Source organism: Fibrobacter sp. UWT3 (genome assembly GCF_900230125.1).
In the GTDB taxonomy this organism is placed as follows: domain Bacteria; phylum Fibrobacterota; class Fibrobacteria; order Fibrobacterales; family Fibrobacteraceae; genus Fibrobacter.
On record NZ_OCSS01000003.1, the window covers coordinates 342,784 to 368,776 of the forward strand.

General features: G+C 55.6%; 20 protein-coding genes. 8 read left to right on the forward strand and 12 right to left on the reverse strand.

The window, feature by feature from the left end; translation table 11 throughout:
- Positions 1–5 precede the first annotated feature (5 nt).
- Both CRO08_RS12980 and CRO08_RS12985 read left to right on the forward strand, forming a co-directional pair.
- Positions 6–1,256, forward strand: coding sequence for a DegT/DnrJ/EryC1/StrS aminotransferase family protein (locus CRO08_RS12980; protein ID WP_097036540.1), 1,251 nt, complete (start codon positions 6–8; stop codon positions 1,254–1,256).
- Positions 1,253–1,765 (forward strand): acyl-CoA thioesterase, encoded by a 513-nt coding sequence (locus CRO08_RS12985; protein WP_097036541.1) that lies wholly within the window; start codon positions 1,253–1,255, stop codon positions 1,763–1,765. Before CRO08_RS12980 ends, CRO08_RS12985 begins: the two co-directional genes overlap by 4 nt.
- Before the next feature lie 55 nt (positions 1,766–1,820).
- On the opposite strand, the gene CRO08_RS12990 is transcribed toward CRO08_RS12985, so the two are convergent.
- On the reverse strand, positions 1,821–2,510 hold the full coding sequence (locus CRO08_RS12990) for a fibrobacter succinogenes major paralogous domain-containing protein (RefSeq protein WP_097036542.1): 690 nt from the start codon (positions 2,508–2,510) through the stop codon (positions 1,821–1,823).
- A gap of 116 nt (positions 2,511–2,626) precedes the next feature.
- Between CRO08_RS12990 and CRO08_RS12995 the strand changes: the two genes are divergently transcribed.
- The gene (locus CRO08_RS12995; RefSeq protein WP_097036543.1) at positions 2,627–3,967 is read left to right on the forward strand and encodes an MATE family efflux transporter; all 1,341 of its coding nucleotides are present in this window, start codon (positions 2,627–2,629) and stop codon (positions 3,965–3,967) included.
- An 82-nt stretch (positions 3,968–4,049) separates the two neighbouring features.
- Here CRO08_RS12995 and CRO08_RS13000 read toward each other — a convergent pair whose 3' ends face one another.
- A complete protein-coding gene (locus tag CRO08_RS13000; protein ID WP_097036544.1) occupies positions 4,050–4,979 on the reverse strand; it encodes a fibrobacter succinogenes major paralogous domain-containing protein in 930 nt (309 codons plus the stop codon).
- Between the two features lie 8 nt (positions 4,980–4,987).
- A complete protein-coding gene (locus CRO08_RS13005; protein WP_141398372.1) occupies positions 4,988–6,622 on the reverse strand; it encodes a fibrobacter succinogenes major paralogous domain-containing protein in 1,635 nt (544 codons plus the stop codon).
- Positions 6,623–7,246: 624 nt separating this feature from the next.
- Between CRO08_RS13005 and dnaG the strand changes: the two genes are divergently transcribed.
- Genes dnaG through CRO08_RS13020 form a run of 3 tightly spaced genes read left to right on the forward strand, consistent with a single transcriptional unit; the run spans position 7,247 to position 10,897 of the window.
- Entirely contained in the window at positions 7,247–9,172 is a 1,926-nt protein-coding gene (gene dnaG, locus CRO08_RS13010; protein WP_097036546.1) for a DNA primase, read from the forward strand.
- 4 nt (positions 9,173–9,176) lie between these two features.
- Positions 9,177–9,920 (forward strand): Fe-S cluster assembly ATPase SufC, encoded by a 744-nt coding sequence (gene sufC, locus CRO08_RS13015; protein WP_097036547.1) that lies wholly within the window; start codon positions 9,177–9,179, stop codon positions 9,918–9,920.
- 2 nt (positions 9,921–9,922) lie between these two features.
- Positions 9,923–10,897 carry a SufD family Fe-S cluster assembly protein gene (locus CRO08_RS13020; protein ID WP_097036548.1) on the forward strand — a complete coding sequence of 325 codons (975 nt, stop codon included), beginning with the start codon at positions 9,923–9,925 and terminating at the stop codon, positions 10,895–10,897.
- Between the two features lie 348 nt (positions 10,898–11,245).
- Here CRO08_RS13020 and CRO08_RS13025 read toward each other — a convergent pair whose 3' ends face one another.
- From CRO08_RS13025 to CRO08_RS13035, 3 genes are all read right to left on the reverse strand, one after another.
- Positions 11,246–13,153: a SulP family inorganic anion transporter gene (locus CRO08_RS13025; RefSeq protein WP_097036549.1), complete on the reverse strand. Its 1,908-nt coding sequence runs from the start codon at positions 13,151–13,153 to the stop codon at positions 11,246–11,248.
- A gap of 88 nt (positions 13,154–13,241) precedes the next feature.
- A complete protein-coding gene (locus CRO08_RS13030; RefSeq protein ID WP_073114874.1) occupies positions 13,242–13,757 on the reverse strand; it encodes an OmpH family outer membrane protein in 516 nt (171 codons plus the stop codon).
- Positions 13,758–13,773: 16 nt separating this feature from the next.
- Positions 13,774–16,509 (reverse strand): outer membrane protein assembly factor, encoded by a 2,736-nt coding sequence (locus CRO08_RS13035; protein ID WP_255252379.1) that lies wholly within the window; start codon positions 16,507–16,509, stop codon positions 13,774–13,776.
- A 299-nt stretch (positions 16,510–16,808) separates the two neighbouring features.
- Between CRO08_RS13035 and CRO08_RS13040 the strand changes: the two genes are divergently transcribed.
- Together CRO08_RS13040 and CRO08_RS13045 are read left to right on the forward strand one after the other, a co-directional pair.
- Positions 16,809–18,146: a phenylacetate--CoA ligase family protein gene (locus CRO08_RS13040; protein ID WP_097036550.1), complete on the forward strand. Its 1,338-nt coding sequence runs from the start codon at positions 16,809–16,811 to the stop codon at positions 18,144–18,146.
- Positions 18,147–18,263: 117 nt separating this feature from the next.
- Complete coding sequence (locus CRO08_RS13045) at positions 18,264–18,689, forward strand: ACT domain-containing protein (RefSeq protein ID WP_072808187.1); 426 nt, start codon at positions 18,264–18,266, stop codon at positions 18,687–18,689.
- A 146-nt stretch (positions 18,690–18,835) separates the two neighbouring features.
- On the opposite strand, the gene CRO08_RS13050 is transcribed toward CRO08_RS13045, so the two are convergent.
- From CRO08_RS13050 to CRO08_RS13075, 6 genes are all read right to left on the reverse strand, one after another.
- Entirely contained in the window at positions 18,836–19,264 is a 429-nt protein-coding gene (locus CRO08_RS13050) for an FISUMP domain-containing protein (protein WP_255252420.1), read from the reverse strand.
- A gap of 118 nt (positions 19,265–19,382) precedes the next feature.
- The gene (locus CRO08_RS13055) at positions 19,383–20,231 is read right to left on the reverse strand and encodes an IS3 family transposase (RefSeq protein WP_176495016.1); all 849 of its coding nucleotides are present in this window, start codon (positions 20,229–20,231) and stop codon (positions 19,383–19,385) included.
- Between the two features lie 17 nt (positions 20,232–20,248).
- Entirely contained in the window at positions 20,249–20,578 is a 330-nt protein-coding gene (locus tag CRO08_RS13060; RefSeq protein WP_073321178.1) for a transposase, read from the reverse strand.
- Between the two features lie 39 nt (positions 20,579–20,617).
- A complete protein-coding gene (locus CRO08_RS13065) occupies positions 20,618–23,707 on the reverse strand; it encodes a collagen-like protein (protein ID WP_141398374.1) in 3,090 nt (1,029 codons plus the stop codon).
- A 214-nt stretch (positions 23,708–23,921) separates the two neighbouring features.
- Positions 23,922–25,481, reverse strand: coding sequence for a choice-of-anchor I family protein (locus CRO08_RS13070; RefSeq protein WP_255252380.1), 1,560 nt, complete (start codon positions 25,479–25,481; stop codon positions 23,922–23,924).
- A gap of 10 nt (positions 25,482–25,491) precedes the next feature.
- Positions 25,492–25,989: a hypothetical protein gene (locus CRO08_RS13075; protein WP_097036554.1), complete on the reverse strand. Its 498-nt coding sequence runs from the start codon at positions 25,987–25,989 to the stop codon at positions 25,492–25,494.
- Positions 25,990–25,993 lie beyond the last annotated feature (4 nt).

Consider the following 25,993-nt stretch of genomic DNA (forward strand, 5'->3'; position numbering starts at 1 on the left):
CCATTATGATGCCATTCGTGAACCTGACAGCGCAAAGAGAGGCCTATCGAGAAGAACTCGAGACCGCAGAACGCGCCGTTTTGGACAGCGGATGCTACATTGGCGGGCCCGAGGTGGCGGCCCTCGAAAGGGAACTTGCGGATTTTTGCAATTCTGGGAATTCGGACGCCGGAAAGCAAGGCTCTTTTGCTGGAAAAGGTGGGGTTGTCGCCGGGAAAGACCGCCCGGAGCCTGAAACCAGGGCCATCGCGTGCGCAAGCGGCACCGACGCCCTCACCATCGCGCTCATGGCCCTCGGGATTAAACCAGGGGACGAGGTCATCGTACCCGACTTCACGTTCATTGCGCCGGCGGAATGCGTCGCTTTTTTGGGCGGCACACCGCGTTTCGCGGACATCGACCCCGAAACGCTCCTGATCGACCCGGAAAGCGTAAAAGCGCTGATTGGCCCCAAGACACGCGGGATTATCGGCGTGGACCTGTTCGGGCAAGTTGCGGATTTCAACGAGCTATGGGAAATCGCCGTCGCGAACGACCTCTGGCTTTTAGAAGATGCAGCACAGGCATTCGGGGCGAAGTACGACATCGGAGTGCCGCCATATTCGGATATCATAACGAGCCGCGCCTGCACCCTCGCCACCATTTCCATCACGAGTTTCTACCCGAGCAAGCCGCTGGGCTGCTACGGGGACGGCGGAGCGCTGTTCACTTCGGATGTAGAGCTCGCTGAGAAGGTGAGAATGTTCGCGAACCACGGGAGCAGGGAACGCTACCTTCACGAGACCGTGGGCATGAACAGCAGGCTCGATGCCCTGCAGGCAGCCATCTTGCGGGTCAAGCTCCGCCACCTCGAAGAAGAACTGAAGGTGCGCCGCGAGAACGCCCGCAAGTACGACGAGTTTTTCGCGGAATACAATGCGGGTCTTCGCACTTCCGCAGGTGCGGGCATTTCGGGCGCAAGCGCCGGTGCAAAAATCGTGCCGCAATACATCGAGCACGGATGCACGAGCACCTACGCGCAGTACACCGTGCTGGCCGATGACCGCGAAGCTCTTATCAAGAAACTGGACAAAGCGGGAATCCCGCACTGCATCCACTACCCGCAGCCGCTGCACGAACAGCCCTGTTTCAGGGGGCTCGCACAGGGCAGCGAAAACAAGAACTCCATCATGGCGAGCCGGAAGGCAGTAAGCCTCCCCGTCTGCGCGTTTACCGATGTAGATTTTATCATAAACAAACTGAGGTCCGTCCTATGAGAAACACTGGCCTGATACCCGGAATCGCCAACGACAAGACTCCCCGCAAGGTCTCGGAGTCCGCGCTGGAATCGCACGCCATCGTGCACCCCGTCGACACGAACGCGCTGAACAACGCCTTCGGGGGCTACCTGATGAGCCTCATGGACGAAGCCGCCTGCATCGTCGCCTTCAGGCATGCGGGCCGCAAGGTGAACACCGTCTCCATCGACGGCGTGCGGTTCTTCCGCCCGACGGCGGTCGGCACCATCCTCAATATCCACGCGAGCATGAACCGCGTGTTCAACACCTCCATGGAAATCGGGCTCAAGATAACCGAAACCGACCCCGAGAACGGAGCCGAACTCCCGGTCGCGCACGCCTACTTCACGTTCGTCGCCATCGACGACAACGGCAGGCCCACCGCCACTGCCCCCGTGGAACCCGATTCCGACGAAGCCCGCCGCCGCTACGAGCAGGCGCTTGTCCGCCGCGAAGCAAGGATTGCGCTGGGGAAAAACTTGGGTTAGTCACGAAGGATTTTTATATCCAACGAGCCAGGACTTCAGGTTTGCCAGAGCCCTTTTAGTCCTTAATACAACGGACAGAGCACTTGAGACTCTTAACGTAGTTGGCCAAGAGTGCACCATCATAGTCGGTGCTCAGCAATAGGCAATACGCATAGTCGTGGTTGTTGAGATTGAAGAGTGGTGCGCGTTCGACGGAGCTCCAGAAACGTGTGTATAATCCCGTGTATAATTCCGTTGCGGCCGGCAACGCGGCAAAGCCGAAGGCATCCGTACCGTTGCCACTTTCATCCCAAAGTCTTTCTCCCCCACGATCTTTCCAGTCGACGGTGGACTTGAGCTTTTTTCCAACATTTTCACAAAAAACATTACAACCATCCGGCACATAGCATTCTTTCGTACATTCAAGCCCGTTTCCAACAAATTTCAGCAAAGCATTCCATTCCACGGTATCGGGCAAATGCCAGCCTTCGGGGCAAACGTTCATTGCCGCATCCCATGTGTATAAACGGGCGTACTTGTCACAATTTCTGGACTCGCTACTATTGCAATGACTTTTCGCAGAACCCTCGTTGTATTCGTAATCCAAATTCTCCGCCATCCAGGTCTGTTTGCCGATGGAGACCGTCTTGTACGTCTTACCGTCGCGGGGGTCCGTGAAGGAACCTGTCTGCGGGGCAGCGAAAGCGCAGGCAGCAAAGAGAAGAATAAAGTTCAGTATCAAGATAAGGGATTGAAAAAAGCTCATTTTATCCTCATTTTTTCAATGTAATAAAAAAAACGGTCCAGATTCTGTATACACCGGGAACCATATTATTATATCGGTTGTCTTTTCGCGGGGGTGGCTATTTCTAAAATTGTGCCATGCGCGGACCCCAAAAAGACGTCAAAGACCGCTCCCTGATAAGCCTCTCCTGGCCGCTTATCCTTACGTTCGCCGTGGGCATGATCCAGCCCATGATGGACAGCTGGTTCCTTTCGCGCACTTCCGAAACCGCAGCCGCCGGCGTCGGCGCCATGCTCCCGATTCTCGGGGCACTCTTTACCGCACTCCACGCCTTCGCGCAGTCCGGCGCGAGCATCGTCTCGCAGTACATCGGCGCCAAGCAGAACAGCCACGCAAACAGCACGCAGACGATGGTCCTCTTCGGGAGCATCTTGCTCGGGGTGGCCCTCACGCTCGTCATCTTCCCGCTTTCGGGGCATATCCCGCAATGGATGGGCCTCACCGAGGAACCCGCGAAATACGCGACGATGTTCCTGAGCGTCGTCTCATTCGGGTTTGCTTTCCGCGCACTGCAGACAATCCTCACCGCCCTCATCGCCACGCACGGCCTTACCGTATGGAACCTCGTGGGCAACACGCTCACCATCGCAAGCAACGCCGCCCTGAACGTCGTGTTCCTGGAAGGGCTCTTCGGGCTTCCCAAGATGGGCGTTTACGGCGTGGCCCTCGCGACAGCGCTCTCGTGGCTGATATCTTCGGGCATCCTGTGGTTGGTGCTCAAGTTCAAGGTAAAGCACCAGAGCAGGGCCCGCGACTGGAAGCGCTCCCGCATACTCCTCCCCGACTGGATCCGCATCGGCCTCCCCGCCGCCGCGGAACCCATCAGTTTCCAGCTTTTCCAGGTATTCATCACCGCGATGGTCGTGTACGTGGGCACCACCGCGATGACCGCCCGCGTGTTCGCGGGTAACTTCGCGGCCCTTTCCGTGATTCTCGGGGTCGGCCTCGGCAGCGGAAACCAGATTCTCGTAGCGCACCTCGTGGGCGCACACGACTTTGTGAAGGCGAACCGCCGCGTTTACCAGACGCTTGCCGTGGGCATCACGAGCGGGCTTCTGCTCTCGATAATCGTCGCACTCTTGGGCGAGCACCTGCTACGGCTCTACACTGACAATCCCGAAGTTCTCAGGCTCGGCAAGATCTGCCTCTGGTGCGACGTGGCCGTACAGCCGTTCAAGGCGGTGAACTTCATCCTCACCACGTCGCTGCGTGCCGCGGGCGATTCCAAGTTCCCCGCTATTGTCGGGAGCGGCATGATGTGGACGCTCGGGCTTGCGACTTCGCTTATCCTCGCGTTTGTCGTGGGGCTAGGCCTCCCCGGCCTCTGGCTCGGCATGGCGAGCGATGAATTCTACCGCTCGTTCGCGAACATCTGGCGCTGGCGCAGCGGCCGCTGGAAAAGCAAGGCCGTGGTTTAGTCTTGGCGCTACTGCGTAGCGCAGATACTGCGCCTCGGAAATGGTCGCTCAAGTAAACTTGGCGACCGCTTCACTCGGCTTGTTAATCTTTGAGACAACGAACTGAGAACACGAAATACTTACTGAAGTCATCCAGGAGCGCATCATCGTAGCGCAAGCGCATGCCGCCATCGTCGTAGCCGAAGCGCAAGAGCATGCAGTCAGCGTAACTACAATCGTTCTCCGTAGAACTCCAGAAGAACGCGTCGCGGCCCTCAAGGCTAAATTCCCCTCTGACGTTCCTGTCGCCAGCAGGAAGCGCCGTGAACCCAAAGGCATCCGTGCCATTGCCACTGCTATTCCACCCAGATGAGGACTTGAGTTTTATGCCAGCGGTTGATTTTCCACCTACAGCGTTAATCAAAGTTTCCCATTCAGCCCTGCTCGGCAGGTGCCAGCCACTAGGGCATACACCCTGGAGGTCTCCTGATGGCAGAGAGCATGTATAGCCATAGCCACATTCACTCTCCGACTTGCCTACCGTCGCAGCCCACCTGTAAAGGCGCCCGAACTTTTCACAATACTCGGCAGAATCGTTATAGCAGAAACTAGAATCCACTTCGTAATTCAGGTTTTCAGCCATCCACCACTTGTCACCAATTTTCACAGTCTTGTAAGTCTGACCATCGCGGTCGTCCACCAGTTCACCGTATTCGCAAGTATCCGTGCTATCGGTTTTGCACGGAGTCGCCAAAGTGACTGAACTCGAAGACTCCGCAGAACTGCTGCTGGACTTGGCGCTCGACGAAGACCCGTCATCGCAATCCTCGCACACGCTCGACGACGACCCGTCCGAAGGACGCGTCGCGAAACTGCTATCGTCGTCACCACACGCGACAAAGAAAAATGCCAAGAAAAGCGCAAATACAAGATGTATGGATCCTCGCCGGAGCCTGCCCTGAGCATGCCGAACGGGCGAGGATGACAACAGTCCTAGATGACGACGTTCAGGATGACACCACAAATTCTTCATAATTTCTCCTAATCCTTGACGCAACGCACCGAGAACCCATCGACCTTATAGATGCAGCCCAAGTACGCATAGTCGCCGGATCCCAAGTCCATGTGGTACGCGTAGCTGTTACCGTTCTCCGTAGAACTCCAGAAGTCCGGGTCGCTACCCTCGTCGAAGTAATCCCCATCTTCATTCCTATAACCAGTAGGGAGCGCCGAGAACCCGAAATCATCCGTACCGTTGTCACTACTATTCCTTCCGGACATAGACTTGAGCACATTGCCAGCGGTCGATTGTCCACCGACAGCATTGATCAAAGTTTTCCATTCCGTTGTGTCCGGCAGGTGCCAACCACTAGGGCAAGCGGATGACGCAGCACCCCACATGTAAAGACGGCCGTACTTTTCACAATACTCGGCAGAATCATTGTAGCAGAAACTAGAGTCCGCTTTGAAGTTGAGGTTCTCCGCCATCCACCACTGGTCATCAATTTTCACTGTCTTGTAAATCTGACCATTGCGGTCATCCACCAACTCGCCGTATTCGCAAGTGTCCGTGCTATCGGTTTTGCATGGAGTCGCCAAAGTGACCGAACTGCTGCTAGACACACTTGTCTCGCTATCGCTCGACAGCGGTGTGACGCTGGAAGAAGATTTCGCCGAACTGCTGCTGAATTGCGCAGTTTGCCCAGGAACATCGTCCTTGACGCAACGGACCGAAACAGGATAGTCCTTACTGCCGGTAAACTTGGACATTTCCGCCTTGTCCCATTGATTGCACAAGAACACTTCATACGCATCAATGCTCCTGCGCTGTACAGAACTCCAGAAATACGCGTCTTCGCCTTCGTCGTAATACCCATCGTCACCCAAAAGGCCTGCAGGGAGCGCCGAGAACCCGAAATCATCCGTGCCGCCGCCTTTTTCACCTTTGTAATCATACCAACCAGACATGGACTTGAGTTTTTTACCAGCGATTTCTCTACCGCCAACCGCGGCAAGTAAGGTCGCCCATTCCGTTGTGTCCGGCAGGTGCCAACCGTTAGGGCATATCCCGCGCACGGGATAAATCGGCGAGCAATCCTTCCCAAAACGGCCACAACCCTTGCCGTTCGTGCTCCATGTCCCTGCACTATCCATTGCATCACCCCAAGCATAAAGGCGCCCGTACTTGACGCAATTGGGATCTCCATAACTGAAGCAATCGCTACTTCCAGTTTCGTAGTTCAAGTTCTCCGCCATCCACCACTGGTCACCAATCTTTACCGTCTTGTATTTTTTGCCATCGCGGTCGTCAGTTAATTCGCCGTATTCGCAGTTGTCTTCTGTCTCTGTTTTACAGGGCGTTGCCAAAGTGACCGAACTGCTGCTGGATATAGTACTGCTACTGTACCCTTCGACAGGCTCAGGGACCATTGAGGAACGGCTCGACTGCGGTGTAACGCTGGACGAGGAACCATCTTCGCAGTCATTGCACACGCTCGATGAAGAATCGTCCGAAGGCGAGGTCGTAACATCGCTATCTTTGTCGCTACAGGCGACAAAGAGTGCCGCCAAGATAAGCGAAAGTACAAGATGTATGGATCCTCGCCGGAGCCTGCCCTGAGCATGCCGAATGGGCGAGGATGACCGCAATCCAGGATGACACCACAAATTCGTCATATTTCCTCCTTTTTCCATTATCTGCATAAAATATAAGATATCCTTTTACGTTCAAAATGCCGAAGTGGCGGTGAAATCGGAACTTTTTTGCTATTTTCACCGCCATTTTGTTAGTTTATTTGTAAATATTCGGCATAAAATGAAGTTCTTCCGCGATCATTGGCGGTGAAATTCACATTTTTTACCCCATTTCACCGCCGTCAACACCCTCCGCGACAAGAAAAAGATACATTTCAATACACACAAGTTAATTTCTGGCGGTGAAATCGACACTTTTTACTCCATTTCACCGCCACTTTCACATTTTTTCACATTTTTCTGATCGTGTGAGCGTGCGAAGCGCCCCTCGCAGCAAACATTACCTGAATAAAAACAGTTTAATCTTTCCCCTGCAGTTTAAAGGAAATCCGAAGTGACTAACAGTCACGAGGATTTCCTCCCGCCGCTCATTCCCTACATGCGCCATAGCAATAAACTATTTTCTACCGGAGCAACCGCTACTTTTTGGCGGAGGAGCACACCCCGCTAAGAGAGCACTGGAACGAAGTGATTGTGCGAGCGTGCGGGGCGTGCCCGAAGCCAACATAATTAATCTCCAACAATAAAAATTGCTATCTTTGGCGCATGCCCTTTTACCCGGATGACGTCATTCAGCAGCTCAAATCGCAGGCGGACATTTCGCTTGTGATTCAGCAGTTCTTGCCGCTGAAACGCTCCGGCACAAACCGCTTCGTGGGCGTATGCCCCTTCCACGACGACCACTCCCCATCCATGACGGTAAACCCGACGCTCGGCATCTACAAGTGCTTTGCCTGCGGGGCCGGCGGCGACGTCTTTAAGTTCGTGCAGGAACACGAGAAAATCGACTTCAATGGCGCCGTCGAATGGGTCGCGAACTTCGTAGGGTTCAGCCTTCCCAAGTTCGCATCAAAAGAAAACGCGGAAGTGCAAGAAGAAAAGGGCATGATCCGCAAGCTGAACGAACTTGCCTGCAACTGGTTCGAGCAGCAGCTTTCGCTGAGCGAGAAAGCCCTCAAATATCTCGCAAAGCGCAATATTTCGGAACAGACGCGCAAGCAGTTCCACATCGGCTACGCCCCCGACAAGCGCGAAGGTCTCATCGCCTATGCGGCAAAGAACGGCTTTTCGCCCAAGGACTGCCTCAGGGCGGGCCTCGCCGTCGAAAAGAAGAACGGCGGAATCGACGACAAGTTCCGCGACCGTCTGATGATTGCCATCCAGAACCAGTCGGGGACAGTCGTCGCATTCGGGGGCCGCGACCTCGCGCCCAAGCAGGAAGGCTTCGAACGCCCGAAGTACATGAACAGCCCGGAAACGCCCCTCTACAACAAGAGCGAAATTCTCTTCGGGCTCAACCACAGCCGCACTGCCATCGCAAAGGAGAATGCGGTCATCATCGTGGAAGGCTACTTCGACCTCATCAGCCTCTATCAGGGCGGCGTGCAGAACGTGGTCGCGGCATCGGGTACCGCCCTCACCGAATTTCACGCGAATATCCTCGCCCGCTACGCGAAAACCGCATACCTCGTGTTCGACGGCGATGAGGCGGGGCGCAAGGCAACCCACCGCACCATAGAAATTGTGCTCCCGAAAGGAATCGTTCCGCGAATCTTCGCGCTCTCCCGCCCCGACGGCACAAAGATCGACCCGGACAACTTCGTTAACGAGCAAGGCGCAGAGGCTTTCCGCGAGCAGTTAAAAGGCGCAGAGGACTGGCTTTCGTACCTTTCGCACAACAGCGACCTCCAGGGCATCGAGGACCGCGCGAAGTTCATCACCTACGTGAAATCCGTCGTCAAAAGCATCCAGGACAAGGAACTCCAGAACCAGTACGTGGAACTCATCGCCGAGCGTTTCAACACGAAGCCCACGCTGGAAGGCATCCAGGGAATCCGCCCGCAAAAGAAACCCAAGGCAGCCGCACCCCAAGCCCCGCAAGATATCGCGGAATACGCGGAATACGGAGAAGTGCCGCAACAGTCTGCCGAACCCGAACGCGTCCCGTGGGAACTCCTCTCTCCGCTCGAGGTGCGCTTTGCAAACCTGCTTGTCCGCAACCCCACGCTTTTGGACCGCGCCTGTGAATACTTTGACGTGGAACTCGCCGCAAGCGGCATACAGATATTCGAATCGAGCATCATCGACGAGTTCGTGAACACGGTCATCGCGGGCTACACCGAAACAGGTTACTTTTCGCCCCAGACGCTCTACGAGCAACTTTCCCCGCTGCTCAAGCAGTTCATGGAAAACCTGCCCGAAGAAACGTGGACCAGCCCGAAAGAAATCTACGAATTCTACGAAAGCCTCATGGTCTTGAACCTGCGGCTCTGCGACCGGTTCCGCAAGGGTATTGCGCTCGACACGCCCGAAGGCGTGCAGAAAAGGCTCGACCTGAACAAGTTCATGCAGAACATGGAAAAACTCTACAGCCTCTACAAGCAGGGCAAGCTTTCGCTCGACGCACTCGCCGACCAGCTTATAAAAAGTAAACAACCGCTATTACATATTCTAGCCGCCACGCAAGGATAGTCCTATGTTATCAATCAAGAATCTCAAAGCAAGCATCGAAGACGGTACACAGATCCTCAAGGGAATCAACCTCGAGGTGAAACCGGGCGAAGTCCACGCCATCATGGGCCCGAACGGCTCGGGAAAGAGCACGCTCTCGAAGGTCATCATGGGCCACCCCGCCTACCGCCTGGACGAGGGCAGCGTAGAACTCGACGGAAAGAACCTGCTCGAGATGGATATCAGCGAACGCGCGAACTCCGGGCTGTTCATCAGCACGCAGTACCCGACAGAAATCCCGGGCGTGAACAACGTGGAATTCCTGAAGATGGCGCTCAACAGCAAGCGCGCGTACCTCGGGCTCCCTGAAATGGGCGACGAAGAATTCAAGAAACTTTGCGAAGAAAAAATGCAGTTGCTCGAAATGGACGCACGCTACCGCGAACGCGGCGTGAACGACGGCATGAGCGGCGGCGAAAAGAAACGCAACGAAATCCTGCAGATGGCGATTCTCGACCCGAAGGTGAGTTTCCTCGACGAGACGGACTCCGGCCTGGACATCGACGCGCTCCGCATCGTGGCAAACGGGATCAACCACATCATGAGCCCCGAGAAGGCGGTTATCCTGGTGACGCACTACCAGAGGCTTCTGGACTACGTGAAGCCCACCTACGTGCACGTGCTGCGCCACGGCAAAATCATCCTGAGCGGCGGGCCGGAACTCGCCCTCAAGCTCGAAGAACAGGGCTACGACTGGATCGAGGAATAACGATGGACGCCATTACCCGCATAAAGCAACTGGGAATGCCCCGCAGGAACAACGAACTGTGGACGTTCTTCCCTGTGGCAAAGATTCCCGCGCCCGAATTCCCCGACGCGTGCACCTGCAGTGACGACTTTTCTGCCGAAAACGACTTCGCGGCGCTCCTCCCGGTGGCGCAGAACGCCCGCACGATGGTCCAGAACATCGCCGACGGTTCCGAAGAGATGGCGATGCTCAAGTGCAACAACGACTTCGGGCATACCGTGCTGAACATCGGCAAGAACGCGAAGGTGAGCATCGAGATTCTCGACAACAAGGTGATGCACCCGATTTGCGCCGAACGCTTCGACGTGAACGTGGGCGAAGGCGCCGACGTGGAAATCTTCTTCGCGAACCCCGCGAACGACCTGCCGCTCACCTTCAGGCATTTCCGCATTACGCAGGCAGCCGGCAGCAACGTGCGCTTTTCGGCCATCGAGCGCGGGAACGGCATTACCCGCGTGAGCATCGACGCCTTCCTGAACGCAGCAGGGGCAAGCTTTGACGCACGCACGCTGAATATCCTCGGCGGGGAATCGTCGAGCCACCATAGGCTCCACATCTACCACAACGCCCCCGAAACCACGAGCACGCAGCTTTCGCGCAACCTGCTCGACGGCAACGCAACCGCCAGCTACGACGGGAGCGTCATCGTGAACGCGGACTGCACCAAGGCTTTCTCGAGCCAGCTCGTGAACACCATCCTGCTTTCCGAAAACAGCAGCGTTTCCGTGAAGCCGGTGCTCAAGATCTACCACGACGACGTGGAATGCACTCACGGCAATACCGTGGGCGAACTCGACGCCGAGCAGATGTTCTACCTGGTAAGCCGAGGAATCCCCGAAAAGGCGGCCCGCAAGATGCTCATGAACGCCTTTGCGTTCGACACCTTCGCGCCCCTGCCCGAAGGCCCCGCAAAAAAGCGCCTTTTACAGGAAATCTAAGCGAAAACTTCGGCAAAAAAAGTTTGCCTCGCGCCGAAATTCGCACAAAAAAGGCCACCTCTCACGCAAGAGGCGGTCTTTTTTTAGGAGTCGATTGGAAATTTTATGAGAGAGTATTAAGAAGGTAGAGGGTTACGCCCATGAAGGCAACCATGAAGTTCGCGAAGAACGTTCTAGACGCGAGATCCTTGAGAATTGTTGTCATCATTTTATCCATCCCTTATCCTTACGCTCCATAATATAGAATGTAATATTCCATTTTCAAAGTAATGAAAATCACACTGCGATTTGCGTCACGCGAAATGCGAACGGTCCTTGACAAGCGGGAACCAAGTTCCCAATTTTTCGCTACTTCTTCTCGTTCTCGATAATCTTGATGGGTTCGTCCATCATCTTCTCGGCAATAACTTCGGGCGTCTCTTCGGCAATCGCGGCGTTGGATTCCTCGGGCATCCACGGCTTGTCGAGGCTCTTTTCCCAAGAAACGGTGGGCGCCTGCGGAACCTCGTGCGAGGCATCCACCACAGGCAGGCCAAGCAGTTCACGCGCACGGTTCAACGCCGCGTCGATGTTCCCGAGGGCATTTTCTTCACCGAGTTGCTTGAGCACGCCGGCACGCGTCAAGGCCACCACGGGCTGGGCATGCACGCCACTGAGCAGGAGCTGCGTCCCTTCGCGGTTGCAACGGGAAAGCAGGTCCTCGATCATCTGGATGCCTGCGGCATCGATGCTCGACACGCTACGCATGCGCAGAATAAGAATCTTCGGCTTGTCCGAGATGCGGGCCATCGTGTCCTTGAACTTGTCGACCGCGCCAAAGAACAGCGAACCGGCCAACTCGTAAACCACCACGCCCTTCGGCACCTGGCGGCTGAGCTCGTTGTGCGCGGCCTCCTCGTCGTCATCCTTGAGGGCCTCGGTCACCGTCTCCATCTCAGAAACATCGCTCATGCGCTTAATAAACAGCACTGCCGCAAGCAACACGCCCACTTCGATCGCCACAGTGAGGTCAATTATCACCGTAAGGGAGAACGCCACGAGCATCACGATAATATCGCTCTTCGGGGCCTTGAACATCTTGATGAAGCTCCGGTAGCCGCACATGTTGAACGCCACCTGGAAAAGCACTGCAGCAAGCGCCGCCATCGGGATCATTTCGGCATACTTGCCGAGCACGAGCATAATGAGCAAGAGCACCACCGCATGCACCAGGCCCGAAACCGGGCTCACCGCGCCGTTACGGATGTTTGTCGCGGTACGGGCAATCGCGCCCGTCGCGGGGATACCGCCAAAAATCGGGGAAAGGATGTTCGCCACGCCCTGGCCAAAAAGTTCGGTATTGGAGCGGTGCTTGGTGCTGGTCATACCGTCGGCAACGACCGCACTCAGCAGGGATTCGATGGCACCGAGAATCGCAATCGTGAGTGCCGGCTGGAACACCTTCTGCATCATCTCGATGCTTATGTTGGGCAGGTGCGGCACCGGGAACCCGGTCGGGATATGGTTCTTCATGCCGATGGTCACCACGCCGTGACCCGTAAGCGGGTCATCCCAGCCAAGCACTTTCACCATCACGGTCGCGACGACAATCGCGACAAGCGAGCCCGGAATCTTCGTGGTGATCTTCGGCCACAGGATGCAAACGGCAAGCGCCACGAGACCCACAATTACCGCATACATGTTCACGGTATCAAACGAAGTCGCATACAGCTTGATTTTTCCGATGGCATCGGCCGGGTCCTTCGCGAGGAAGCGGAGCCCGAAGAAGTTCGGGACCTGGCCGAGCGCGATGATGATGGCGATACCCGCGGTAAAGCCCACGGTTACCGGGTACGGAATGAACTTGATTATTGCACCGAACTTCGCGATGCCAAAGATAATGAGCAGGATACCCGCGAGGAGCGTCGCGGAAGCCAGACCGTCGTAGCCGTACTGGCTTACGATACCGTAGACAATCACGATGAAGGCACCCGTGGGGCCGCCAATCTGGAAACGGCTACCGCCCAGCAGGGAAATTGTAAAACCCGCTATAATCGCAGTGTACAGGCCCTGTTCGGGGCCCACGCCCGAGGCGATGGCGAATGCGATGGCGAGCGGAAGCGCGAGGATTCCCACGATAAGGCCCGACATGAGGTCGCTCACGAAGTTTTTCTTGGTGTAACCCCGGCGGAGTACCCGGACGGATTCAGGGGTTACGGTCGCTTTTACGCCCAGTAGGAAGTTCTTGAACGATTCCTTGGCGTGAATATTGGTCATCTGGCACTCCGTGATTTAAAGACGGCGCCAAATTTAGAAAAATTTACACGTTTTGTGTAGGGGGATTTTACCCGCAATTTTTTTTGTACTAACGGCTGTTCAGGTAATCAAGTACCTTGTTGGTCAGGTCGTTTTCCTTCTTCCAGAAGAGTACCGCACCCGTCGCGCGGTCCACGACCATATCGTAGCCTTCCTGCAAGGCAATCTCGTTCACCGCCTTGCGGATAAGCTGGATAATGGGCGCGCTCACCTTCTCGTTCTGGGTCACAAGTTCGCCCTTACGGCCATACACGCGGTCGATAAACGTCTTGAGCTCGATATCCTTCTTGTTGTATTCCGCCTCGAGTTCGCGCTTCTTTTCGTCGCTGAGCATCAGCAACTGCTTGTCGAGCTTTTCCTTGATGGCGGAAAGTTCCTTCTGCAAGAGGTTCGCCTGCTGTTCCCACTTGGCCACCTGGCGGTCGTATTCTTCCTGCGCCTTCTTCGTGCCCTTGTAGCCGTCGAAGATGAGCTTGGAATCCACGTGAGCGATGCGCAGGCCGTCTTCGGCGAAACTCGCGCACGCGAAAACCATCATCAAAGCGATTAGAACCTTGCGAATCATAGAGCCTCCCGATTCCTTAGAATCCCTGACCGATGACAAAGTTGAATTCCATGTCGCCCACCTTGCTGCGCTGCAGGCCCGTGTAGGTTTCGCCCACATCGAGCGGCCAGGCGAAGTCAAACCCGATAATACCGAGCATCGGCACCACCACGCGGAACCCGAAACCGATATCCTTCTTGAGGCTCGTCGGGTCCCATTCGCTGAGCGGGTTCCTGCTCGGCTTTGCGACCTTCGTCTTGGGGTCATAGCGTTCACCGAACACGTTACCCGCGTCAAAGAAGAACGGCAACAGGTAGAACACCTGCGGCACAATGCCGAGCTGGAGTTCTGCACCCGTGTACTGGTAGCTGCGGCCCAGGCGGCGGTAACCAATGGAGCCCGAGCTGTAACCGCGCATGTTGCCTTCGTAGCCCATCACGCCACCCATCGTGAACAGCGTGCGGTACTGCAGCTGGTCGCCGAACATAACGCCGTACTCGTTGGTAAGCGCAATCGCGAGGCGGTCGCGGAACAGCGGGAACCACCACTTGATGGTGAGTTCCGTCTTGATAAATTCGAAATCACTGAACAGCGCGCCGTCCGCCACCTGGATATCAAGCTGGTAGCGGGAACCTTCCGTCGGGAACTGCGGCAAGTTCTTGTCGTCGCGCACCAGTCGGAAGTTGATGGCCGATTCGATACCGGTGTAAACCACATAGCTGCCGTCGATGTTGGGGCCCTGCTTGTTCATGAGCCAGCTGTAGCCGACCTGGCCGTAGAAGTAGTCGTCGGGCCACTTGAGGCGCTTGCCCAGGTACACGGAACCGCCGTAGCGGGTAATGTTCGGGTCGCCGTAATCTTCCATGTTCCACCAGGAGTAGCTGAGGCTTGCACCGAGCGTAATCGGCTTGTCGAGCAGCCAGGGTTCCTGGAAGCTGATGGAGGCGCTCTTCTTGTCGGCACCGTATTCCACGCTCAGGCTTGCGGCCTGGCCGTCACCCATACAGCAGTTCGGGATAGAGATGCTCGCCGTACCCACAAGGCCGTCGCTCTCGCTGTACGATACACCCAGGCTGAACTGGCCGGTACCCGCTTCCTTCTCCTGCACGGTGAAGTCGAGGTCCACTTCCTGCTCGCCGTAAATCTTGATATCGGGCACGACCATGTCGAAGTAGTTGAGCTGCATGATTTCGCGGAAGCTGCGTTCCAGCAGGGACTGGCGGTACGTATCGCCCGGGTACAGGCGCACCTCGCGGCGGATAACCTTCTCGTTGGTCTTCGTGTTGCCGTGGATATAAACCTTGTGGATGCTCGCAGGCAGGCCTTCGCGCATGCGGTACGTGAGATTCACCACGGAATCGTTCACGAACGTGCGTTCCTCGTCGAACTGGGCAAACAGGTAGCCATCTTCGCGGTAAACTTCAAGCAGAGCCTTCCTGGAGGCATCGTAGAGGTACTGGTCGAACACCGCACCGCTATCCAGGCGGAACGCATACCCGAGCACCTTGTCGTTCAGGACTTCGTTCCCCGAGAAGTGCACGTCGCCCATGTAGTAACGGCGGCCTTCCACCATGCCGATATGGATGCAAATATCGCTCGAAGTGTGGATGTTGTCGTACTTGTTCAACAGCGGGAACATGTCCTCTATCATGTAGCGCACGAGCAACTTTTCCTCGTATTCCGAGAGTTTCTTGATTTTCTTGAGCGAATCGATTTTCGGGTTGTTGAACTTGCGGCCTTCCACAATCTTGAGCCATTCCTTGCGGGAATCCTCGTAGCGGATAATGTCGTTGATGAGCTTGAGGGCGTCTTCCTCTTCCTTGACCTGGGGGAGCGGACGGGTCACGTACCCGTGGTGCGACATTTCCTTGGAGGCGCGGAAGAAGTGCGAGACCTGCATCGTGGGCTTGCCCGCCATCTTGTACATGGCAGTCGCCGGGTCGCCCATCGCGCGGTTCAACTGGTCGTAGAGCGGCTGCAGACGTTCGCCCACCGGCACCATGCGTCCCAGGTAGAACAGGCAGCTGGAATCCGGCAGGTATTCGGCACGGTATTCGGTCAGTTCCGCATCCAGGTAGCCAAAGTGGCGGATGGCGTTCAACACCGTGTCGCGGTCGGCCTCAAATACAGTCTCCTTGAACTCGCCACCACCGTACCACTGGTCCACCTTCGTGAGCATGTGGTCGGTAATGTCTATCGCGGGCACGTTGTCGTTACCCGTAATCTTGATATCGCGCACCTTCACCTTCTCGCCCTCGCGGATAATGAAGGTCACCATGTTCTTGTTGTCGTCTACGGGAGTCTCGCGGTAGCCCACCTCGGCAAGCAAAAAGCCTTCGGAATGGTAGTAGTCGATCATCGCCTGGCGGTCACGTTCCAGCTGGCTCTTGCTGTACACCTGGCCCGGAATCAGGCGCATCTTGAGGCGCAAGTCGTCCTCGGAAATCTCGTCGTTACCGTCCAGCACCGCCGTATCGAGGGCGGGCAGTTCCTTAATCTTGAATATGAGGTCCACCTCGGTGCTGTTGTCGATGTAGTCGACCCATGCAGAAACATCGTCGAAGAGGCCCGACTTGTAGAGGGCGGACACCGCCTCCTGGACCTTGTCAGAAAGGATCGTGGGCGAAAAAGTCTGGCCGTCGCGGATGCCGATTCGACTCAACACCGCACGCTGGTCCATGTTCACGTTACCTTCGACCTTGACCTTCCTCACCTTGTTTTCGGCCATATAGTCCACAGGCATCTGGGACATGTCCAACAGCTGGGCCTGCACAAGACCAACAATACACAGAATCAATAAAAACAGACGGGTACGCAGAATAAACCTACCTATAGATTCAAAAAAACTTAAAATACCGCACAAAAATACAAAAATTGAAACTTTCTGCCCAACCGGATTTGCCGAAAAACGCACTTTGTTCGTCAACTTTTCACGTAATGTAAAGAAAGCGGTGCCAAGCGCAAGAAAAGCGGCGTCACAGAAAACATTTTCAAAAATTTTTCTTTTTCTCAGCCATAAAAAGACTAAATTACTTTCCGTAAAAATTTAAACCACTCTTTATTGAGGATTATATGCGTTCAACCGCCTGGAATGACGAAGAAAACAAGGTCCTGCCCGAAATGGCGCTGGATTTTATGCCCGAAGAAAAATTGCGCGACCTGCAGCTGCAGCGTATGCGCGCCACCGTGAAACTTGCCTACGAGAAGGTCCCGCTCTTCCGTGAACGCATGGACGAGAAGGGATTAAAGCCCGAAGATATCAAGAACCTCAAGGACGTAGCGAAGCTCCCCTTCACCATGAAGAAGGACTTGCGCGACACCTACCCGTATGGCCTGTTCGCCGTAGACCTGAGCGAAGTCGTGCGCCTGCACGCAAGTTCGGGCACCACGGGTAAGCCCATCGTGGTCGGCTACACCAAGGAAGACATGGACGTGTGGGCCCAGGTCGTCAAACGCGGCCTCCTCGCCTGCGGCTTCCGCAGCACCGACATTGTGCAGAACTTCTTCGGCTACGGCCTGTTTACCGGCGGTCTCGGCATCCACGGCGGTTTCGAAGCCCTCGGTGCGACCGTCATCCCCATCAGCGGCGGCAATACCGAACGCCAGGTGATGCTCATGAAGGATTTCGGCGTCACTGCGGTGGGCGGAACCCCGAGTTACTTTGTCCGCATCATCGACGTCGCCGAAAAGATGGGTGTCGACATCCGCGACCTGAAGGTCAAGCGCGGCATCTTCGGTGCAGAACCGTGGAGCGACGGCATGCGCGACTACATCGAAGAAAAGACCGGCATCAAGGCGTACGACATCTACGGCCTTTCCGAAATAGTGGGCCCGGGCGTGGGCTGCGAATGCGAGTGCCGCGACGGCATCCACATTTTCGAAGACCACTTCTACCCCGAAATCGTCGACCCCGAAACGCTGGAACCGCTCCCGGACGGCGAAGAGGGCGAACTCGTGCTTTCTACGCTCAGCAAGAAGGCCATGCCCATCATCCGCTACCGCACCCGCGACATTACCGCCATCGAGAAGACCAAGTGCAAGTGCGGCCGCACCATCCGCCGCATCCGCCGCATTGGCCGCCGTAGCGACGACATGATCATCATGCGTGGCGTGAACGTGTTCCCGAGCCAGATCGAGACGGCACTCCTCCGCGCAGAGAAGGCACTGCCGCACTACCAGATCGTGCTCGACACCAAGAACAACATGGACACGCTCGAAGTGAAGGTGGAAGTCTCCCGCGACATGGTGAGCGACTCCATGAGCGCCATGGAACAGCTGAACAAGAAGTTCAAGCACTCCATCGAACAGATTCTCGGCATTTCCGTCATCGTCACGCTGTGCGAACCCGATTCGCTGCCGCGTAGCGAAGGCAAGGCCAAGAGAGTCATCGACAACAGGAAGAAGATGTAGCGCCGATGGCGCAATGTGGAATGTGTAATGTGGAATGAGAAATGAATCATTTAACATCTCACATTTCACATCACACTCTTTATTCCTAACTAAAAGTTTTAAAATAGGAGTATAAAAATGAAGATTCCTCAGGTTTCTGTATTCGTGTCAAACCGTCCGGGCCGTCTCCAGGCGGTGTGCAAGTCCCTTGCCGACGCCGGCGTGAACCTCCTTTCGCTCACGCTTGCCGACTCCGGCGAGTTCGGGCTCATCCGCCTTATCGTGAGTGACCCGGAAAAAGCCGTCGACGTGCTCGCCAAGGCAGGCCTCAGCGCCACCATCACCGACGTGGTCGCCTGCCCCGTGAACGCCGCCATCGGTGGCCTCGCCGAACTGCTCTCCACTGCGGTCGGTAGCCAGCAAATTGACTACATGTACGCCTACCCCTCCACACTGAACGGCAGCAACATCATGATTCTGCGCTTCCAGGATGTGGACAAGGCTATCGAAGCCCTGAAGGCCACAAACTTCAAGGCCATCAGCAAGGAAGAACTGCTGGGATAACGAGCCGTCATCCCCGCAACCTTAGTTGTCATCCCCGCGACCTTAGTTGTCATCCCCGCGAAAGCGGGGATCTTTTTTTGCAAAAAAGCCTCCCGAGGGAGGCTTCAGTTTTTCAGATATCCTAGGTGCGCACGGAGCGCGCCGTGCTATTTGTCCAGGATACAGCGGATGGGCCGATAATCATAAGAACTGTTTTCCTCTTCCACAAATTCAACTCCATGGTAGTAATTAATGCTCATAATATAAACATCACCTGTACCGTCACTATACTTTGTAGAGGATGTCCAGAAGTATGCACTTGTGCCCTTCCCTTGAATTCCTTTTGTTCCATAAGTATAATAATAGCCATCTGGGTATGCCGAGAAGCCAGATTCATTCGTGCCATTTCTACCGCCATCCCAACCGGTTGTTGATTTGAGTGCAGCCGCAGTAGTATGGTCAATCAACGTTTGCCACTCGGCCTTTGTCGGCACATGCCAGCCAGTAGGGCACGCATCTTTCTCTCCAAACCACGCATTTTTCATTCCACCCACATTATAATAGCGAACACCATCCTTAACAAGACTATAGGAGATACCAGCCGAAGAAGTGGATTTGTAGTTTTTTTAATAGTGGGTTCATGAACAACCATATTCATTACCGGTTAAGTTAAAATATATCCTTTTTTCTTGTTAAGTGGTATACCCTTGTGGTCTAGGCAGCCTGTTTTGACAGCCTATATTCCACCGGTGTCATGTAACCGAGCGAACTATGGAGCCGTTTCCGGTTGTAGAACAGCTCGATGTACCTGAAAACGGCCTCCCGCACGTCTTCGATGTCCTTGAAGTCTCGCCTGTAGGCCATCTCCTTCTTGAAGCTTGCGAAGAAGCTTTCCATGCAGGCGTTGTCGTAGGGGCAGCCCGGGGCGCTCATCGAGGGCGTTATCCCATTCTCCGAGAGCATCGTGCGGTAGCCCATGCTGCTGTACTGCACGCCACGGTCGGAATGGAAGATTAGTCCGTCGTGATGGCCGCGTTGCATGATGGCATTGGACAACGCGCGCTTGACAAGTTCCGTGTCGATGTTCTTGCTCACGGCATAACCCACCGCCTCCTTGTTGCATAGGTCAAGTACCACGGCAAGGTACACCCAGCCAAGCGTAGTCTTGACGTAGGTGATGTCGCCGGCCCAGACGGCGTTCAGACTGTCGGGATCGAACTTCCGCTGCACCAGGTTCTCGCTGTACATGGAGTCACATTTGCCCTTGCGGTAGGGTTTCCATTTCTTGAGCGTGACCGGATAGAGACCGTTCTCGCGCATGATGCGGCGCAGTTTCCACACCTTTACCTCGACACCCTTGTCTTGGAGTGCCGCCAGCATCTTCGGGCAACCGTACACGCGGTGGTTTTCTTCGAAGGTGTCGCGGACCTTCTGGACAAGCCGTTCTTCACGGGCCTTGCGTTCGGCCCTTGCCGTTTCCTGTTTTGACCACTGGTAGTAGGAACACTGCGGTATTCCTAGAGCTCTGCACATCTTCCTGACAGAGTATTTCTTGCGGTTCACGTGTATCGCCTCGCATTTCAGTCGTGTGGTCGCATAAAGATGTGCAGGGATTTTTTTAGGATCTCTACCGTCTCCTTCTCGTCCGCGAGTTCCTTTTCGCGTTTCTTCAGGAGCTTCTCCAGTTCCCTGTTCTTGGCGGCGAGTTCCTCGACGGACACCTTGCGGATTCGCCGTTCCTCGCGGTAGCTCGGCAGGTTGTGTTCCTTGCGGTACTCGTTTACCCACCTACCGACCGTATTTGGCCCTATTCCGAGTTCCTTGGCTATCTGATTTGCGGACTTTTCGCCTTTCAGGACCAGTTTGATGACTTGTTCCCTTGTCTCGGAGTTGTAGTTGACTTTTGCCATTGTTTTACCTTTTTGGGGTTGCGCAATGAATATAGTAGCTTATGCTACCCTCTTATTAAACTCCTGCATGGTCCAATAATTAGTGTCAAATTCCTTACACTTTTCACGGTAATCCTTGGTATCGATATAAACGTCGGGAGCCTGCACCCACATGCGGGCTGTATCGCCAACTGCCTGGTCCATACACACATAATAATTGCCTGAATATGTGAAACTTGTCGTATCACCATCTTTCATGCACGCAGAACCGCCTTGACTAGCATATTGCTTTGCAAATATGCTATCCAAAGCCGTACCATACCGCCAGCAGGTATCCTGATAGACGTACGTAATCTCTGTATTCGCCCTTCCATTACGGACGGTACCATTCTTCCAGCCTCCGTCGGGTGCCAACTGCGCCCAGCCAATGGTATCCACCATAATGCCATAGGGGTCCACCCAATTCTTTTCGGATTCACTGCGGATATAGCATGTATATTTCACGCCATTAGAACCATAGGCAACAGCACTGTTGAGGCCATCCACACAGCCCATGCCAACAAGGGCGTCCATCGTCTTGTTATAACTGATAACCCATTTCCCCTTTTCATAGACATATAGCACGTTATTGTGCAACCGGCCCCAGGCAGTATCGCCCACGGCGTGCGAACGTCCAAGCCCGTTCGTATCTACTTCGATATCCTGAGCCTTACGCCAGGTAAACGCAACCGTGAAGGTATCTACACGAGTACTGACTTCGCCCGTACACTTGTACCACCCGGCAGGAATATGGACTAGGGTGTCTTCTTGCTTTCTCGTACATGCCCCTAGTCCAGACATTTCCAAGTCCGTTGCGGGCCTCCAGCCGTTTTCGTCTTTTACATAGTACAGGTTTTCATTAACATTACCTTGTATATAATCACCAAAGACTCCTTCCTTGCCAACAGTATCCTTTTCGTAGTTGGTCGCCTCGCGCCATTCCGTAGGCACAGGCTCGCCTTCTACGAGCGTGTTCCCGTCATTGACACACTTGAACCACATATTTTTAGAAGATCTGACAACACCGTCAACCTTATCCGACGTGCAAGGGCCCAAATAGCTGTCAAGGTCCAAGACCGTGCCGTAGCGCCACTTGCCATTACCGTCGCCGTCAGCATCTTCAAACACATAGATGTGCGACTTGTTCACGTTTCCAAGTCTGACAATCGGGTTGCCATCGCCGGGAACGCCAAAGCCAGCGGTATCGGCCTCCGCAGTTGTCGCTTTGCGCCAAGCAAAGGAATCGGACGCGCCATCGTTTTTGTCGCAAATGTACCACACAGGCTCGCGCTCTACTATGAGGCTGTCGGTCATGCCCCTGTTGGACTCAACACAGGCGGCGTCAAGGGAGGCATCCAGTTCCGTGCCTCGGCGCCAGTTGCCTTCCTTTACGTACACGTAGTTGGTATTGATCTTGCCGTAGACAGCCGTATCTTTAGGCAATTCAGGAGAAAGCGCAGCGACATCCTTCTCAAGGTCGGTCGCGAAACGCCATGCGAACGAGTCGCCGGAAGCCGCGCAAATCAGACGCACCAGGCTGCTGTCGCCGTCGGTGTATGCGGAATCGTTCGCGGCATAGTAGGCGGAGTTCTTGTTTTTGACGGCGAAGAGCGCGCCTTCGTTGTCGGATGAGCACGTGTCCACGCCGAGTTCCTGCATCCAGAAGTTCGTCACGTGCTGTTCGAACGCGGGGGCTGCGCTCTCAGCAAGTTTCCAGCCTTCCACATTCGCGCGAATCTTGGGGAGGCCACCATTCAGGTCGGTTTTCATCGCCCAGTCCGCAATCTGCGCGCGCTGCTTCACGTTGTCCCACTGGCCGTTGTCGCCCAGGTCCACGCTCAGTGATGCAAGGAGGGCAGTCAGTTCGGATTCATTGCGGTCGCCCTGAAGGAGAACGGAGATTGCGAGCAGGGCGGCATTGCCCTTGCCTTCCTTGAGCACGTTTAGGTCTTCGGCCATGCCTTCGAAACCCGAATTGTTGATGCCGAACGCAGTGAAGAGTTCCTTCTCGGCGGCCATCTTCGCCTTGGTTACAGAAGAATCCTTCCTCGTGACAAGATACTGCACGCGGTCATACTCAAGGTGAGTCACCAGGTTGATGTTCGCGGAGGAGCGTCCCTTCAGGTTCGTCAACGCGCGCAGCTTGATGGCGGCGGAACTGTTCTCGCCCGTCACCTCGTTGCGGTAGAAGCCGTCCGCCACAATGTAGGCAAACGCGCTGTTCAATTTTACCGTCTTGATATCGAAGGTACCGTCGGCGCGTTCAATCTTGCCGCCGAACGTCTTGCCGGTCTGCTTGAGCGAGCGTCCGTTCTGCAGTTCGTATGCCGTAATATCCGTGCCGGTAACGAACGGGCCCTTCTGGCTCACGCCGCTTAGGCTAATAGCACTATCCAGAGTAGCGCAGTCCTCGGCACTCACGTTAGCGTCGCATACCTCGGGCTGATCCGCATAGCCTGTCAAATCCATCGTGAAGGATTCTGTACCGCAAGCGATTATAACGGATGTGGCTGTCGATCCCGTAATTGCACAGCTCGTGCCGTCCTTGCCGTTCGTACCATCGGTGCCCGGAGCGCCGTCCTTGCCATTGGTTCCGTTGGTGCCCGGAGCGCCGTCGTCACCCTTCTCGCCCTTTGCGCCGTCATCGCCCTTGTCACCCTTCGCGCCGTCTTTACCGTCGGCGCCGTTCTTGCCGTTACGCACCGTGCCGATGGATTCCCCGTTACAGAAAATCTCGAAGCCCGTGCCGTCGTTCAGGCTCGTGGAGGTACAGACGTTGTCGCCCACGCTCACCGTGTTCACGCCAAGCGCCACCCATTCCTTGCCGTCGCAGCCCAGGAACTCGTGAGTCTCCTTGACGAACGCCGTCTGGCCCGCGATGTCCTCAGTACACGCCGGGAGGTCGTCGGTGGACTTGATTGCGCCAACGTTCGCGTTTATCTGCTCAGTGATGTCGTCACCGCAGGCAGAGAGCCCAAAGGCAAGAGCAGCGGCAAGGGCAAGAACAATACTTTCAGATCCTCGCTGGAGCCTGCCCTGAGCAAGCCGAATGGGCGAGGATGACGTCAAGCAAGAGTGTGACGCGGGTAGAAAACGGGTTAAACGTTTCATAGGACGGCTCCTCATTAGGATACAAACTTACAATTTACATACAAATGTAGTAAATACAGATCCTCCCCGTTCCGAGGATTGTGGGCACATAAGCAATGAATTGCAAGTGCCCACTAACCGCCTTCTCCTCAAAGGGGATAACTCTACTATGGCAACAAGTTGCCAAGTATCGTATAGCGGGGATGACAATGAAAGCCAGGGATAACAATGCCGGTTATTTCACCTGGTATATGGTCAGCGTCTTGCTGTATTCGTAGCCGACAACGAGAAGTGCTGTGCCGTTCGGGCTCTTTTCGGCAGGGATAAATAGCACGCCTTCGGGGCCACGGTCGCTCGGGTCAAGGTAATAGTCAACAAGCCTTGGCGAGGGGTTGCTTGTCTTGCCGAAATCGGAAATGTCGAATACGGCAATACCGCTCGTGCGTTCAAGCCCCACGAAGGCGTATCGCTTGCCCGCGACCTCGCCCACGGTCACATTTTCGGGTTCGCAGCCCTTGTCTTCGCTGCGGGAATCCATCTTGACCTTGTTCTTTTTCGCATTCCAGTTAAAGTAATCGGGAGCGACCTTCGCAATCATGCGTTCGAGCATATCGCCGCTATCCCAGACAAGCGCGCCAGTCGCACCGTCGAAGATGCTCACGCTGCGGGAACCGAACGTGTATGCGTACGGGCAACGGCCACCGGGCGCCATATCGGGCACGGCATCGCAATGTTCCAGGTTACTCACGGAAATCCCGCCCAAATCCCTGACCAGCTCCGGAGTAAACACCTTCGGGTCCAAACGCCCCTGCTGCGAAAGCATCACGAGGCTCGTCACGTCGGTCCAGGCCTTGTAATCGTTCACGGGAGCGCCCTCGTTCGCCGTAACCACAAAAGGCCTGCCGTTTACAACAAACGAAGAAATGCCGTCGGGTTGGCGCAGTCCGCGCAGCGGGTAGTTCGCAATTTCAACTTTCGAATTCTTCTTGGCGTCGAGCCCGAACCCGGGAACGGAATGGTCGACAAAGCCGAGCGGGTACACGTTCGTGATTTTCTTTGCGGCAATGTCCACAACCGCTATAGCATTGTTCTCTTGCAGGCTCACCCACGCCGTCTTGGAATCCGGCGAAACGGTGATGTACTCGGGCTCGAGCGACTTCACGAACCCCTGTGCTCCGGTCCTACGGACGCCCTGCGCCATCAGCGACGCGGTATCGAGCCCGTCAAAGCCCGCAACCGCAATCTCGAGGCGTGACCACGGCCCGCTCTTCGGGGCGGTTACAATCGCGACACCGCCCTCGGGATCTTCGTGGAAATTCATGTCGGGAGAGCCCTCGCAGGCAACCAGGAGTGCCGAGCCATCGGGCGTAAACGTGAGCATATCGGGCTGGTGGCAGACCTCGAAGAACCCGAGAACCTCGAGGCTGTCGGTATAGCGCATCACCTGCACATGGCCCTTTTTCCATTCAGGTGCGTTCAGCAGGCTCACTGCGAAAAGGTTCCCGTTCACAGTCACGCTCGAGGCATCGCCCCCCAGCGAAACAGTCCTTACGACCCTCGGCTTCGCCACGTCGGAAAGGTCGACTATTTCGAGCAGGTTATCGCCACCCACGACAAACAACTTCTTCTTTTCGGGCATGTACGCCGATATTTCCGCAGACTTCATGGGAATTGACGCGAGCGGCTGCAGCGTAGCCCCCAACTGGAACTGGCCCGCAGGCGCATCGCCACCCTTCGCGAGGCACAGCCCCGCACCCAGCAACACCCCCATAACAGCACACAGTCCAAGTCTCATACGGCCTCCGTCAGTCAAAAATCAACCAGAACAGGAGCGCCCCGACAAGCAGGCCCCCCATAAACGAAGACGAGCTCATCACGGCCGCCTTGCGGCGTTCCTCGTCGGCACGGTCCTTGTCCTTCTCGCTCGCCTCGATAGCAATCCCGAGGGCCTTCGCGCAGACCTCGTTGTTCTGCTTCATGGTCTGGTAGCTCTGTTCCCAGTTGGCGCACTTGGCCTCCTCGACCACCACAGACTTGCGGAGCGAATCCTTCTCCACGGCGCAGAGGCTATCGCGAACCTGCATCACGCTATCGCGCAGGGCGAGTTCCTCTTGCATCACGTCTACCGGGACCATTTCTGCAGGGGCGGCGGCAGGCGATTCACCCGCAGGCTGTGCGGGCACGGCTTGAGAATTCGCAACTTGCGCATCGCCTGCATTAGACGGCGCATTGCCTGCATTAGACGGCGCGGCAAACGCGAACGCAACTGCAAAAAGTAGAACAGCGAAAGACTTCACGAACATCGGT

Excerpts from the sequence above, each read along its gene's own strand:
- CRO08_RS12980 (WP_097036540.1), top strand. The coding sequence starts at position 6 with ATGATGCCATTCGTGAACCTGACAGCGCAAAGAGAGGCCTATCGAGAA.
- CRO08_RS12985 (WP_097036541.1), top strand. The coding sequence starts at position 1,253 with ATGAGAAACACTGGCCTGATACCCGGAATCGCCAACGACAAGACTCCC.
- CRO08_RS12990 (WP_097036542.1), bottom strand. The coding sequence starts at position 2,510 with ATGAGCTTTTTTCAATCCCTTATCTTGATACTGAACTTTATTCTTCTC.
- CRO08_RS12995 (WP_097036543.1), top strand. The coding sequence starts at position 2,627 with ATGCGCGGACCCCAAAAAGACGTCAAAGACCGCTCCCTGATAAGCCTC.
- CRO08_RS13000 (WP_097036544.1), bottom strand. The coding sequence starts at position 4,979 with ATGAAGAATTTGTGGTGTCATCCTGAACGTCGTCATCTAGGACTGTTG.
- CRO08_RS13005 (WP_141398372.1), bottom strand. The coding sequence starts at position 6,622 with ATGACGAATTTGTGGTGTCATCCTGGATTGCGGTCATCCTCGCCCATT.
- dnaG (WP_097036546.1), top strand. The coding sequence starts at position 7,247 with ATGCCCTTTTACCCGGATGACGTCATTCAGCAGCTCAAATCGCAGGCG.
- sufC (WP_097036547.1), top strand. The coding sequence starts at position 9,177 with ATGTTATCAATCAAGAATCTCAAAGCAAGCATCGAAGACGGTACACAG.
- CRO08_RS13020 (WP_097036548.1), top strand. The coding sequence starts at position 9,923 with ATGGACGCCATTACCCGCATAAAGCAACTGGGAATGCCCCGCAGGAAC.
- CRO08_RS13025 (WP_097036549.1), bottom strand. The coding sequence starts at position 13,153 with ATGACCAATATTCACGCCAAGGAATCGTTCAAGAACTTCCTACTGGGC.
- CRO08_RS13030 (WP_073114874.1), bottom strand. The coding sequence starts at position 13,757 with ATGATTCGCAAGGTTCTAATCGCTTTGATGATGGTTTTCGCGTGCGCG.
- CRO08_RS13040 (WP_097036550.1), top strand. The coding sequence starts at position 16,809 with ATGCGTTCAACCGCCTGGAATGACGAAGAAAACAAGGTCCTGCCCGAA.
- CRO08_RS13045 (WP_072808187.1), top strand. The coding sequence starts at position 18,264 with ATGAAGATTCCTCAGGTTTCTGTATTCGTGTCAAACCGTCCGGGCCGT.
- CRO08_RS13060 (WP_073321178.1), bottom strand. The coding sequence starts at position 20,578 with ATGGCAAAAGTCAACTACAACTCCGAGACAAGGGAACAAGTCATCAAA.
- CRO08_RS13065 (WP_141398374.1), bottom strand. The coding sequence starts at position 23,707 with ATGAAACGTTTAACCCGTTTTCTACCCGCGTCACACTCTTGCTTGACG.
- CRO08_RS13070 (WP_255252380.1), bottom strand. The coding sequence starts at position 25,481 with ATGAGACTTGGACTGTGTGCTGTTATGGGGGTGTTGCTGGGTGCGGGG.
- CRO08_RS13075 (WP_097036554.1), bottom strand. The coding sequence starts at position 25,989 with ATGTTCGTGAAGTCTTTCGCTGTTCTACTTTTTGCAGTTGCGTTCGCG.